This is a genomic window from Streptomyces sp. P9-2B-2, from assembly GCF_030406865.1.
In the GTDB taxonomy this organism is placed as follows: Bacteria; Actinomycetota; Actinomycetes; order Streptomycetales; family Streptomycetaceae; genus Streptomyces; species Streptomyces platensis.
On the sequence record NZ_CP129126.1, the window covers coordinates 495,804 to 508,775 of the forward strand.

At 70.2% G+C, this 12,972-nt stretch carries 9 protein-coding genes and 1 riboswitch; of the genes, 6 read left to right on the forward strand and 3 right to left on the reverse strand.

Annotated features, from left to right (window positions below; all coding sequences use genetic code 11):
* The first annotated feature begins 257 nt into the window (after nucleotides 1-257).
* From aceA to QT196_RS02315, 6 genes are all read left to right on the forward strand, one after another.
* On the forward strand, nucleotides 258-1,541 hold the full coding sequence (gene aceA / locus QT196_RS02290; RefSeq protein ID WP_168477064.1) for an isocitrate lyase: 1,284 nt from the start codon (nucleotides 258-260) through the stop codon (nucleotides 1,539-1,541).
* Between the two features lie 177 nt (nucleotides 1,542-1,718).
* Entirely contained in the window at nucleotides 1,719-3,311 is a 1,593-nt protein-coding gene (gene aceB / locus QT196_RS02295) for a malate synthase A (protein WP_290354211.1), read from the forward strand.
* Nucleotides 3,308-4,189: a 3-hydroxybutyryl-CoA dehydrogenase gene (locus QT196_RS02300; RefSeq protein WP_168477068.1), complete on the forward strand. Its 882-nt coding sequence runs from the start codon at nucleotides 3,308-3,310 to the stop codon at nucleotides 4,187-4,189. The genes aceB and QT196_RS02300 overlap by 4 nt, the downstream gene beginning before the upstream one ends.
* A 170-nt stretch (nucleotides 4,190-4,359) precedes the next feature.
* A riboswitch (cobalamin riboswitch) is annotated at nucleotides 4,360-4,588 on the forward strand.
* 162 nt (nucleotides 4,589-4,750) lie between these two features.
* On the forward strand, nucleotides 4,751-7,069 hold the full coding sequence (gene metE, locus QT196_RS02305; RefSeq protein WP_290354212.1) for a 5-methyltetrahydropteroyltriglutamate--homocysteine S-methyltransferase: 2,319 nt from the start codon (nucleotides 4,751-4,753) through the stop codon (nucleotides 7,067-7,069).
* Between the two features lie 219 nt (nucleotides 7,070-7,288).
* Complete coding sequence (locus QT196_RS02310; protein ID WP_266735328.1) at nucleotides 7,289-8,353, forward strand: NAD(+)/NADH kinase; 1,065 nt, start codon at nucleotides 7,289-7,291, stop codon at nucleotides 8,351-8,353.
* A gap of 315 nt (nucleotides 8,354-8,668) precedes the next feature.
* The gene (locus QT196_RS02315) at nucleotides 8,669-9,631 is read left to right on the forward strand and encodes an alpha/beta hydrolase (RefSeq protein ID WP_266735326.1); all 963 of its coding nucleotides are present in this window, start codon (nucleotides 8,669-8,671) and stop codon (nucleotides 9,629-9,631) included.
* A gap of 140 nt (nucleotides 9,632-9,771) precedes the next feature.
* On the opposite strand, the gene QT196_RS02320 is transcribed toward QT196_RS02315, so the two are convergent.
* From QT196_RS02320 to QT196_RS02330, 3 genes are all read right to left on the reverse strand, one after another.
* Nucleotides 9,772-10,296, reverse strand: coding sequence for a nucleoside 2-deoxyribosyltransferase (locus tag QT196_RS02320; RefSeq protein WP_290354213.1), 525 nt, complete (start codon nucleotides 10,294-10,296; stop codon nucleotides 9,772-9,774).
* An 88-nt stretch (nucleotides 10,297-10,384) separates the two neighbouring features.
* Nucleotides 10,385-11,056: a class I SAM-dependent methyltransferase gene (locus QT196_RS02325; RefSeq protein ID WP_168477080.1), complete on the reverse strand. Its 672-nt coding sequence runs from the start codon at nucleotides 11,054-11,056 to the stop codon at nucleotides 10,385-10,387.
* 35 nt (nucleotides 11,057-11,091) lie between these two features.
* Nucleotides 11,092-12,870, reverse strand: a complete 1,779-nt coding sequence (locus QT196_RS02330) for a hypothetical protein (RefSeq protein WP_290354215.1) — start codon at nucleotides 12,868-12,870, stop codon at nucleotides 11,092-11,094.
* Nucleotides 12,871-12,972: the final 102 nt, after the last annotated feature.

Sequence of the window (12,972 nt, forward strand, 5' to 3'; positions counted from 1 at the left end):
TGGCATGCGTCCATGGTTGATGGCACTCAGTGCCGGTGCCAGAGTCTGAGTACGGCCCGCCGGAACCGGCGACCGAAGCGGAACACCGGGCACGATCCAGGCCCTGACGTCGGAGATCCCGGCCGTTCCGGACGGAAGTTCGCGCAACATTGCTCACCATTGAACGCGCAGGGACCTCCGGCGGGCCGCATCAGAAATAGGCACCCAGTGCCACCTTCGCACTTTTCACGAGATACAGGCAGACCCGGGAGACGGTCATGGCACAGACAAGCACGACAACGGCCGCAGAGCTGGCGCAGCGGTGGGCGGCCGACCCGCGCTGGAAGGGGATCGAGCGCACCTATGGCGCGGAGGAGGTGGTGCGGCTGTCAGGCAGTGTCCGTGAGGAGCACACGCTGGCCCGGCGCGGCGCCGAGCGGCTGTGGCGGCAGCTGCATGAGCAGGACTACGTCCACGCGCTGGGTGCGCTGACCGGCGGTCAGGCGGTCCAGCAGGTCAAGGCCGGTCTCCAGGCCATCTACCTGTCGGGGTGGCAGGTCGCGGCCGACGCCAACCAGGCCGGTCACACCTACCCCGACCAGAGCCTCTACCCCGCCAACTCCGTGCCGCAGGTGGTCCGTCGGATCAATAACGCGCTGCTGCGGGCCGACCAGATCGCCACCGCGGAGGGCGGCAGCGACACCACGGACTGGCTCGCGCCGATCGTGGCCGATGCCGAGGCCGGCTTCGGCGGGCCGCTCAACGCCTTCGAGCTGACCAAGGCGATGATCGCGGCGGGTGCGGCCGGTATCCACTACGAGGACCAGCTCGCCTCCGAGAAGAAGTGCGGCCACCTCGGCGGCAAGGTCCTCGTCCCCACCGGCCAGCACATCCGCACCCTGAACGCCGCGCGTCTCGCCGCCGATATCGCCGACGTGCCGACCCTGATCGTCGCCCGTACGGATGCCCTCGCGGCGAACCTGCTGACCAGCGACATCGACGAGCGGGACGCCGAGTTCGTCACGGGCGAGCGCACCGCCGAGGGCTTCTACCGGGTCCGCAACGGCATGGCGCCGGTCATCGCCCGCGGTCTGGCCTACGCCCCGTACGCCGACCTGATCTGGGTCGAGACCGGCACCCCGGACCTGGCCCAGGCCCGCGAGTTCGCCGAGGCGATCCACGCCGAGCACCCCGACCAGATGCTGGCCTACAACTGCTCGCCGTCCTTCAACTGGAAGGCCGCCCTCGACGACGACCAGATCGCCAAGTTCCAGCGCGAACTGGGCGCGATGGGCTACCGGTTCCAGTTCATCACCCTGGCCGGGTTCCACTCCCTCAACCACGGCATGTTCGACCTGGCCCGCGGCTACGCCGAGTCCGGCATGACGGCCTATGTCGACCTCCAGGAGAAGGAGTTCGCCGCCCAGGCCCAGGGCTTCACTGCCGTCAAGCACCAGCGCGAGGTCGGCACCGGCTACTTCGACCAGGTCTCCACCGCCCTCAACCCGGCCTCTTCGACCACCGCGCTCAGCGGCTCCACGGAGGAGGAGCAGTTCCACTAGGAACTGCCCGGCTTCTCCGGGCCCGCCGGGCACCGTTGGCCCGGCTGTCAGCCCCCCATGGCTCGGCGCGTACGCGTTCGGCCGCCCCGTATCCAGGTGAGGGCCGGACGACCGTCTCCGTCCGGCCCTCACCGCCCCTCACCACCCCGCTCCGCTCCGCCCGTTGAGGAGATGCGCATGACCACCACCGAACTGACCAGCCGTGTCCAGGTGCTCGGCGCACCGGGCGACCGCTCCGACGAGATCCTCACGCCCGACGCCCTCGACTTCATCGGGCGCCTCACCCGGACGTTCTCCGGCCGGTACCGCGATGTCCTCACCGAGCGCCGCCGCCGCGCCCTTCGCCTCTCGTCCGGTGCCCCGCTCGACTTCTCGCTGGCCACCACCGCCGTCCGCGCCGATCCGCACTGGCGGGTCGCCCCGCCCGCACCGGGTCTCACCGACCGGCGGGTGGAGATCACCGGGCCGCCGGAGCGCCGGACGACGGTCGACGCACTCAACTCCGGAGCGCAGGTCTGGCTGGCCGACTTCGAGGACGCCACCTCCCCCACCTGGGAGAACATCATCGGCGGTCAGCTGAACCTGCTGGACGCCATCGAGCGGCGCATCGACTTCACCGCACCCGACGGCACGGAGTACCGCCTCGGCGAACGGCTGGCGACCATCGTCGTCCGTCCCCGCGGCTGGCACCTCACCGAGGACCATCTCCTCGTCGACGGCCGCCCCGTCCCCGCCTCGCTCGTCGACTTCGGCCTGTACTTCTTCCACTGCGCACAGCGCCAGATCGACGCCGGCTCCGGCCCGTACTTCTACTTGCCCAAGCTGGAGAACGCCTTCGACGCCCGGCTGTGGAACGACGTGTTCGTCCTCGCCCAGGAGCTGCTCGGCATTCCGCGGGGCACCATCCGTGCCACCGTCCTGATCGAGACGGTCACCGCGGCCTTCGAGATGGAGGAGATCCTCTACGAGCTGCGCGAACACAGCGCGGGCCTCAACGCGGGCCGCTGGGACTACCTCTTCAGCCTGATCAAGATCTTCGCGCACCGCCCCGACTTCTCGCTCCCCGACCGGAAGCGGGTCACCATGACGGCGCCCTTCCTGCGCGCCTACACGGAGCTGCTCGTGCGCACCTGCCACCAGCGCGGCGCGCACGCCATCGGCGGCATGACCGCGCATGTGCCCGGCCACGACGCGCAGGCCGACGGGGCCGCGCTCGCCACGGTGCGGCTCGACAAGGAGCGCGAAGCCGAGGACGGCTTCGACGGGACGTGGGTCGCCCACCCCGCGCTCGTCCCCTTCTGCCGCGAGATCTTCGACAGTGTGCTGGGCGAGCGGCCGCATCAGATCGACCGCACCCGGGAGGACGTCGAGGTTTCGGCCGACGTGCTCCTCGCCGTGCGGCGCACCGCGGGACCGCCCACCGCGGACGGGGTGCGCGCCAACATCGCGGTCGCCCTGCGCTACTTCGACGCCTGGCTGCGCGGCACCGGCGCCGTGGCGCTCGACGGGCTCATGGAGGACGCGGCGGCCGCCGAGATCGCCCGGGCGCAGATCTGGCAGTGGCTGCGCCACGGCGTCGTCGACCGGGACACCGTGCTCGGCCTCCTTGACGAGGAGATCGCCCGCCTGGGAGCCGAGTACCCCTGGGCACGGACCGAAGAGGTGCGGGAAATCTTCGAACGGAACGGGCTGGCAAGGGAGTTGCCCGCTTTCTTCACCCCGGACGCCTACGCCCGTCACCTCGTGCAGCGGGCCGAGGTCACGGCATGAGCGCCGCACCGAACCCCGCGATCCGGCGGGTCGGAGTCGTCGGCGGCGGCCAGATGGGGGCGGGGATCGCCGAGGTGTGTGCCCGCGCCGGCCTCGACACCGTGCTCTGTGAGGCGGATGCGACCGCGGCCCGCGCCGCCCGCGAGCGGCTGGCCATTTCGCTCGAACGCGCCGTCCAGCGCGGCAAGCTGGACCGCATCTCGGCCGAGGACACCCTCACCCGGACGGTCTTCACCGGCAGCCTTGACGACCTCGCCGACCGGCAGCTCGTCATCGAGGCCATCGTCGAGAACACCGAGGCCAAGACCGACGTCTTCACCGCACTCGACAAGATCGTCGAGGATGAGGAGGCGATCCTGGCGACGAACACCTCGGCCATCCCCGTCATGCGGCTGGGCATGGCCACCCGCCGCGCGGACCGCGTCCTGGGGCTGCACTTCTTCAACCCGGTCCCGGTGCTGCCGCTGGTCGAGGTCGTCACCTCCCTGCACACCGCACCGGCGACGGTCGCCGCCGCCGAGGAGTTCGTCACCGGCACTCTGGCCAAGACGGTCGTCCGGTCCCAGGACCGGGCCGGGTTCGTCGTCAACGCCCTGCTCGTGCCGTACCTCCTCGCCGCCATCCGAATGGCCGAGTCCGGCTTCGCCACCGCCGCCGATGTGGACGCGGGCATGGAGCTGGGCTGCGCCCACCCGATGGGCCCGCTCAAGCTCGCCGATCTGATCGGGCTGGACACCGTGGCCTCCATCGCGCAGTCCCTCTACGACGAGTTCAAGGAACCCCTCTACGCACCGCCGCCGCTGCTGCAACGCATGGTGGAGGCCGGGCTGCTGGGCCGTAAGACGGGGCGCGGGTTCCACACCTACGACCAGGGCTGAGGGTCCTGGGTCGCCGCCGGGTTGAGGGACCCGGGCGGTGTGCGGAGCGGAGCGCGGAACGGATGACTGAGGCCGTTCCGCGCCCTGCCGCGTCCCAAACCGCGCCCCGCCGGTGTCTCATCTCACAGTCCGGCATGTGAGCAGAGGTGTGCGATAGGGGGCCCGCGTCCTACGCTGGCCGGGCAACAGGTTCGCCCCGTCCGCCAGACGGGCCGCGTCGTAAGAGGGAACCCGGTGAGAATCCGGGACTGCCCCGCAGCGGTAAGTGGGAACGACCGCCGTCATACGCACTGAATCCGGGCCGCGGATTCGGGAAGCGACGGCCAGTAGATGCCCGCCGGAGGATTCCGGCAGGCGTGCCCGCGAGTCCGAAGACCTGCCCGTTGCCCGTGCACGCCCATGCGTGGACGGATATCCCGGTGACCTCGAGGGCGGGTCGGCGTACATACCAGGCGGACACGTGCGTCGCGAACGCACCGTGGTTCCGTCGGGTTCGTCATCCCTTCGCGCTTCTCGTTCCGTCCCGGGACTTCAAGAGACATATCCGCGAAGGAGAGTTCCGTGACAGCTAAGCCCGCAGCCGCGGCAGCACGGGCCACCGTGTACGGCTACCCCCGCCAGGGACAGCACCGGGAACTGAAGAAGGCCATCGAGGGGTACTGGAAGGGCCGCGTCGCCGCGGACACCTTGCTGGAGACCGCGAAGGACCTGCGCCGTTCGAACTGGCAGCAACTGGCCGACGCCGGCATCCATGAGGTGCCCACCGGTGACTTCTCGTACTACGACCATGTGCTGGACACCAGCGTCATGGTCGGTGCCGTCCCGGACCGTCACCGGGACGCCGTCGCGGCCGACGCCCTCGACGGCTACTTCGCGATGGCGCGCGGCACCCAGGACGTGGCGCCGCTGGAAATGACCAAGTGGTTTGACACCAACTACCACTACCTGGTGCCCGAGTTGGGCCCGGACACCGTCTTCAGCGCCGACTCCGGCAAGCAGGTGGCCGAGCTGAAGGAGGCCCTCGCACTCGGCCTCGCTGCCCGGCCGGTGCTCGTCGGGCCGGTCACCTATCTGCTGCTGTCGAAGCCCGCTCCCGGTGTCGCCGCGGACTTCGAGCCGCTGACCCTGCTCGACCGGCTGCTGCCGGTCTACGCCAAGGTCCTGGCCGATCTGCGGGCCGCCGGTGCCGAGTGGGTGCAGCTCGACGAGCCCGCCCTCGTCCAGGACCGCACGCCGGCCGAGCTGAACGCCGCCGCGCGCGCCTACCGCGATCTGGGCACCCTCACCGACCGCCCGAAGCTCCTGGTCGCCTCGTACTTCGACCGGCTCGGCGACGCCCTGCCCGTCCTGGCCAAGGCTCCGGTGGACGGTCTGGCGCTCGACTTCACCGACGCGGCCGCGGCCAACCTCGACGCGCTGGCGGCCGTCGGCGGACTCCCGGGTAAGCGCCTGGTGGCGGGCGTGGTCAACGGCCGCAACATCTGGATCAACGATCTGGAGAACTCGCTGGCCACCCTCGGCACCCTGCTCGGCCTCGCCGACCGGGTCGATGTGGCCGCGTCCTGCTCGCTGCTGCATGTGCCGCTGGACGCCGCGGTCGAGCGCGAGATCGACCCGCAGATCGCCCGCTGGCTGGCCTTCGCCAAGCAGAAGACCGCGGAGCTGGTGACCCTGGCACGGGGACTGGCGCAGGGCACCGACACCGTCGCCGCCGAACTCGCCGCGAACCGCGCCGATCTGGCCTCCCGGGCCACGTCCGCCCTCACCCACGCCCCGGCCGTACGCGCCCGGGCGGCGGCCGTCACCGACGCCGACGGCCGCCGCTCACAGCCGTACGCCGAGCGCGCCGCCGCCCAGCGCGCCCACCTCGGGCTGCCGCTGCTGCCGACCACGACCATCGGCTCGTTCCCGCAGACCGCCGAGCTGCGCACGGCCCGCGCCGATCTGCGGACCGGACGGATCGACACCGCCGGCTACGAGGAGCGCATCAGGACGGAGATCCGCGACGTCCTCGCCTTCCAGGAGAAGGCCGGAATCGATGTCCTCGTGCACGGCGAGCCCGAGCGCAACGACATGGTGCAGTACTTCGCCGAGCAGCTCACCGGCTACCTCGCCACCCAGCACGGCTGGGTGCAGTCCTACGGCACCCGCTATGTCCGCCCGCCGGTCCTGGCCGGGGACATCTCCCGCCCCGAACCGATGACGGTCCGCTGGACCCGGTACGCCCAGTCGCACACCGACCGCCCGGTCAAGGGCATGCTCACCGGCCCGGTCACCATGCTCGCCTGGTCCTTCGTCCGCGACGACCAGCCGCTCGGGGACACCGCCCGCCAGGTGGCACTCGCCCTGCGCGACGAGGTCAATGACCTGGAGGCAGCCGGCACCTCGGTCATCCAGGTCGACGAGCCCGCCCTGCGCGAGACGCTGCCGCTGCGCGCGGCCGACCACACCGCGTACCTGGCCTGGGCCACCGAGGCGTTCCGCCTCTCCACCAGCGGGGTTCAGGACCGCACCCAGATCCACACCCACATGTGCTACGCCGAGTTCGGCGACATCGTGCAGGCCATCGACGACCTCGACGCGGACGTCATCAGCCTGGAGGCCGCCCGCTCCCATATGCAGGTAGCCCGCGAGCTCGCCGCCCACGGCTACCCGCGCGAGGCCGGCCCCGGTGTCTACGACATCCACTCCCCGCGCGTCCCGAGCGCCGACGAGGCAGCGGCCCTGCTGCGCAAGGGACTTGAGGCCATCCCCGCCGAGCGTCTCTGGGTCAACCCGGACTGCGGCCTGAAGACCCGCGGCTGGCCGGAGACCCGCGCCTCACTGGAGAACCTGGTCACCGCCGCCCGTACCGTGCGAACGGAGCTCTCCGGCTCCTGATTCCGTCGACGGCCGGGAGGACGCAGCCGCGCCCTCCCGGCCGTCGGGACATGTCCACCGAGGGATGGTGCCCGAGAACCCCGGCGCAGGCCGCGTGGCGACAGTGCTGCTTCCAACCGAGGGCCGATACTCAGGCGAGCAACGCGAGACAACCTGGTCGGCGGGCCTTCTGTTGCCACCAGTGGCGGGGACCATCCACCCGGACGGAGAGGACGTGACGTGAGCGTGCAACGGGTGGGCATCGTCGTCCACGGAGGACGTCCCCGTGCCCTGGAGGCTGCCGACGTCGTCCGGCGATGGTGCGAACGCCGGGATGTCGGTTGCGTCGCCATCGATGTGTGGAGTCAGGACGGAGAACGACAGGACGCGCGGGAGGAGGTCGACGCGGCCGGCAGCCCCGACCTGATCGTCACGCTCGGAGGAGACGGCACCTTCCTCCGCGGAGCACGTCTGGCCGCACAGAACAACGCCCTTGTCCTGGGAGTTGACCTGGGCACCCTCGGCTTCCTGACCGAGGTCCCGGCCGACCACGTCGAGTACGCGCTGGACACCATCCATCGCAGCCAGGTGGATATCGAGACCCGTCTGATGCTGACGATGCGGGCGTCCTGTCCGCTGAAAATCCCCGAAGGGCTGGAGACCCTGCTGCGCTACGGCCGCGGTCCCGCGCTGCCGCCTCCGCCGGTGCGCCCCGAGTGCGCTGCCGCCCTGGACTGGGGGGTGGCTCTGAACGTGACCGCCCTCAATGACATCGTCCTGGAGAAACTGGCACGCGACCGGCAGGTCTCCCTCGGCGTGTACCTCGCGGGCCGACTGCTCGCCTCCTACTCCGCCGACGCCGTCCTGGTCGCCACCCCCACGGGGTCCACCGCCTACAGCTTCGCCGCCGGCGGACCCGTCATCTCCCCCGGAGCTGACGCCATCGTCTTCACCCCGGTGGCTCCGCACATGACCTTCAACCGCTCGGTGGTCGCCGCGCCCCACGAACCCGTCGCCCTGCGCGTCCTGGGCCACTCCGGCCGGGCCGCGGTGAGCGTCGACGGCCAGTTGCGTGGTGTGCTGGACCCGGGAGACTGGATCGGTGTCTACGCGGCTCCGCAGCGCCTGCGCGTCGCGCGGCTGGGACCGACCGACTTCTACGGCCGGCTGCGTGAGCGCATGCGCCTGACCGACGCCCCCGCGACAGCCGACGCCGGCATCGCCCCCATGTGGCCCCACACCAGCCCGGTCCCCGACGACCTCGCACATCTGCGCCTGCCACCCGCACCATCAGACACCGGCTGAACCGAACCCCCGCTTGGACGGGCACTCCCCCGCTCCCGGCGAAGACACCGCCGCGAGACTGCTGGCCATCCTGATCTGCCGCCCGAATCCGGATCCGGTGGTCGCCAGTGCCGGCTGGGCGCCGGTGGTCGGGTCGATCAGTCCGCAGTCGAGGATCGCAAGGGCCGCCACTACGATGGGCGTATCGCCCTATTGAGGGCTTGACCAGGGGCTCGGCCGAAAGCCGGACGTGCGGTGACGCCGAGGCCCCGGGCGGGCGTCACGCGCCTGACCCTCTTCACCATGGGCTTCTCGGTAGTGACAGGGAGCATTGTCATGACTGCTCGATCCGCCTCGATCGTCCTGGAGCCGCCGGCGCAGGAGCTTGCCGACGCGACTTCGCACCACCCGTTCCTGTACGAGCTGAAGCCCATCGAAGCGCGCAAGGTCCTGGACGATCTACAGGCTGCGCCGATCGACAAGCTGCCGGTCGACGAGGAGTGGATCACCGTACCGGCCCGCGTGGGCGACGTGCGGGTGCGCATCGTCAAGCCGGAGGGCGTGACCGGAACGCTGCCCGTCGTGCTGTACATGCACGGCGGCGGCTGGGTGCTGGGCAACGCCGACACCCACGACCGTCTGGTACGGGAGCTGTCGGTCGGGGCCCGCACGGCGGTCGCCTTCGTGGAGTACACCCCGTCGCCGGAGGCCCACTACCCCGTGGCCATTGAGCAGGGCTACGCCACCGCGCAGTGGATCACGCGCGAGGGGGCGTCGAAGGGTCTGGACGCGCGACGCATGGTGGTGGCCGGCGAGTCGGTCGGCGGCAACATGACCGCTGCGCTGGCCCTCATGGCCAAGGCGCGCGGTGACGTCACCTTCGTGCAGCAGTCGATGTACTACCCGGTCACGGACGCGGCCATGGACACCGGCTCCTACGACGAGTTCGCCGATGGCTACTACCTCAGCCGCAAGCTGATGGAGTGGTTCTGGGACGCCTACACCACGGACTCGAAGCAGCGCGCGGAGATCACCGCCTCGCCCAATCAGGCCACGGCCGAGCAGCTCAGCGGCCTGCCGCCCGCCCTGCTGATCGTGGACGAGGCCGACGTGCTGCGCGACGAGGGCGAGGCGTACGCCGCGAAGCTGCGGGGCGCCGGCGTTCCGGTCACCACGGTGCGCTACGACGGCACGGTGCACGACTTCATGATGCTCAACTCGCTCAGTCAGTCCAAGGCCACCCGAGCAGCCGTCGATCAGGCCATCTCGTTCCTGCGCGACGCCCTCGGAACTGCTTAGCTGTTGCGGGTCACCGACCTGTCGCGGCGCACTGCCGACTGCGTCGGCAATCTGACGAACTCGGCCTGATCACGCCGGTCGAGGACGGCCGGCTGCGGATGGTCCCGCAACCGGCCGTGCCCCTCAGCCGGCCCTGGCCGTCAGCCGGCCGTGCGCAGTCGCTCCAGCGCTCGGCGGATGGCGGCGTCGACCTCCGGCAGTGCGGTGGCGATGTCCGTGCAGCGGACGTATTCGACGGTGGCGACCGCGCGCAGGCCCCGTACGAGGAAGCCGTAGTCCTCGTCCCTGCCCTCTTCCAGCAGCAGGACTATCGGTTTGCCGAACGCGCTGGCCCAGCCCATTTCGATGTGGGTCCCGGGTGACGGTGGGATACCGGGGATCGCGACGAACACATCCGCTTTCTCGATCTCCTCCTGGTCGAGCGCCGTGCACTCGTCCGGCGGCATGACCTCCGCGCCCCAGGCCTCCCGGCGGTGGGCGTTGTAGACGTGCAGGCCCTGTCGCTCGAAGTGCTCGATCAGCACCGTGAACGGCTGACAGTCGCGGTCCGACATCCGGCCGGACTTGGAGTCGACGAGGCCCATGAAGGGCCCGCCGAGGAACACACTCGACACGCCCTGGAAGGCGGAGTCGGGGGTACCGCCGCGAGGAGCAGTTGTTGTCATGGCATGACCTCCTGGAGGGAACGGGACGAGCGGGACAGGAGCGGTGAACTGCGGTCGGGGAAGGGTGCGGCGTTCCGGCGCCGGGCCCTCAGTCCTTGTAGAAGCACTGGATGTAGGCGTTGCCGGTGGTGCCGTACGCGTACTCGGTGGTGTCGTACGCCTGGTAGGTGTGCCGCTCGACATGGATCCTGCGGAAGTGGTCGACGTACTGCCAGCGCAACTCCGGCCTGGTGCTGAAGAAGGGGATGAACACGCCCCCGGGCCGGAGTACCCGTACCACCTCGGTCATGGACGCGGACCACAGATCGGCGTCCTTCCAGACCTCCATGTCCAGGGCCGGGTCGAAGAACATGCCATCGATGCTCTCGGAGGGGAGTTCGCGGATCCGCTGGAAGAAGTCGCCTCGCTCGATGGAGAGCGTGGGCGGCAGTTCGGGGTGCCGGTCCCGGAACAACTCCTCGACCTCGTCGAAGACTTCGAGGACGGTGTGGCTGCGGGTCGCCGGGTTGGTGGCGATCCGCAGTGCGGAGAGGCCGAGCCCCAGGCCGACCTCGTAGAAGTCCTTGCCGTGTTTACACAGCAGATCGGCGCTGGCCCACATCAGGTCGCGCTCCCAGGCCTGCATGGCCTGTTCGCCGCCGATGCTCAGTGTGACCTCGCCGTTGGTCTCGATCAGCTCGATCTCGGGGGTCTTCGCTCGTTCTTCGGCCGTGCGCTCGCCGCCGGCGCTGTCCTTGCCGGGGTGCAGGGAACCGGTCATGGTCATTCCTTTCGGGGGGATGGGGCCGACGTGGGTCAGCCCCGACGGGGTACTACTCCGAAGTGCCGTCGGGCGGTCGACACCGCGAGGTCCTGGACCGCGAAGACGGTGAAGTAGTAAGCCTGCGGAGGGGTGTTGTCGGCGACGCGCACGCGGAAGGACACGTCCTGAGCGTGTGTGCCGGAACCCCTGACCTTGGTGGTGGCGGGCTCCACGACGGTGTCCTCGCGCATATACGCGGGCACGAACAGCCCCAGACGTACCGGTCCCGGCCGGGCGGCGTTCAGGCGGGCCCGGATCTCCAGGACCCCGCCCACCGGCACCTCGTCCGGTGCGAACGCCAGCAGCTCCGGCGCGTCCGGCACCTGGAAGGTGACGTCACCGCAGCGCAGACACACCACGCAGACGGTGTCCAGGACATGGGGCAGCAGCCCTCGGCGGACGAATCGCTGGGCCGGGCGGCCGCAGTGGCAGATCACTTCCTTGACCTGCGGGTCCAGCCGGCTGCGGTCGCCGAAGTGGGCGGGGTAGTTCATCACCTCGGTTTCGGGGTTCTTGCCGATGTCCTGGGCCAGCACGTGGTCGAGTGACTGAAGGTCCGCCATGAGCGAGGTGCGGAGTTCGTCAGGGGACTGCTCGGCCAGGTGCGTGGGCCGTGCCACCCACTGGTCCACCTTGCGGGCGAGTTTGGTCAGCCGGGGCCGCAAGGAATGGTTGTGGGGCAGCAGCTCACCGGTGAGGAGCGCGGTGAGACGGGTGCCGACCGTCAGGAGGAGGTCGTCGGGGCAGTGGTCGGACGGTTCGGGAACCGCGTCGGCGGGGCCGGCGGGCAGACCGAACCGCATGAAGGCGGGGTAGGGGTGTGACCCCGCCAGGCTCGCGTTGAGCACGTCCACCGAATCCGCGCCGTCGGTCGCCGCGCGCATCCAGGCGGCGTTCTCCGGCCGGTCCGAGTCGTGCACGGAGACCGCCGATACGACGGTACGGGCCGGTCCGTCGAGCGCGTTGAGCAGGATCTGGTAGCGGGGGTCGTAGAGGACGAGGTCGGCGAGCGGTCCGCTGTTGCAGGCGCTGAGGACCACTTCGGCTGCCGCGACCCGGTTCAGCGGGACGAGTTTGTCCTCGGGCTTGTAGCAGGCAAAGCCGTAGGCGCAGCGCGGGCCGAGGAGTTCCTCGCTGCGCGGGACCACCGGGTTGAGTCCGCAGATGGTGAACTCGCCCAGGTTGATGCTGTCGTCCTTGCCGTGCCCCTGGAAGACGACCTTCCGCCAGCGTTCGCCGAGGATCTCGGCCTGGATGTCGACGCGTTCGAAGTCACGGTCGTCATAGACCCGGACGGTGTCGAGGGGCGTCGGCCGGTCGGTGTCGGTGAACAGTCCGAGTTCGGTCAGGGAGTCGTCCGGCCGGGCGTACTGCTTGGCCACGTTCCACAGCAGTGACCGGGAGTCGCGGCCGCTGAGGAACGTCACACGGAATCCCTGGGCCCGGTAGGTGCTGTTCAGCAGCTCTCTGACCGGATCGAGGCGGAGGCGGTCGTAGGTGCCCAGGACGAGCAGGGTGCCGTCTGCCTCTTGGCGCAGCCGGTCGAGGGAGTCCGCGGTCAGCCAGGTCCGGGCCAGGGGCTGGGCCAACTCCACGAGTCCTGCGGGGAGTTCGCCGATATCGTCGAGCAGTACGCCGTGATCCAGCGGTGTGGGCGGTGCCGTGCCGGAATACAGCGTGGAGGCCAGTTCGACGCTGTCGGCCAGGTCGGGGCGGCCCTCCACGACCACGGGAATCCCGCCTGCCCCGGGGCTGCCCAGGAAGTCCGCCACGGCCGCGGGGAGTTCCTCTTCTGCGACCGGGTGGAAGGGTGGCGTGGGCCGTGGAGGGGACCCGACGCGCCCTTGCGTAGCGGTGGATGGAGTGGACTGCAT

Coding starts and splice junctions, on each gene's coding strand:
- aceA (WP_168477064.1), top strand. CDS start 258: ATGGCACAGACAAGCACGACAACGGCCGCAGAGCTGGCGCAGCGGTGG.
- aceB (WP_290354211.1), top strand. CDS start 1,719: ATGACCACCACCGAACTGACCAGCCGTGTCCAGGTGCTCGGCGCACCG.
- QT196_RS02300 (WP_168477068.1), top strand. CDS start 3,308: ATGAGCGCCGCACCGAACCCCGCGATCCGGCGGGTCGGAGTCGTCGGC.
- QT196_RS02315 (WP_266735326.1), top strand. CDS start 8,669: ATGACTGCTCGATCCGCCTCGATCGTCCTGGAGCCGCCGGCGCAGGAG.
- QT196_RS02320 (WP_290354213.1), bottom strand. CDS start 10,296: ATGACAACAACTGCTCCTCGCGGCGGTACCCCCGACTCCGCCTTCCAG.
- QT196_RS02325 (WP_168477080.1), bottom strand. CDS start 11,056: ATGACCGGTTCCCTGCACCCCGGCAAGGACAGCGCCGGCGGCGAGCGC.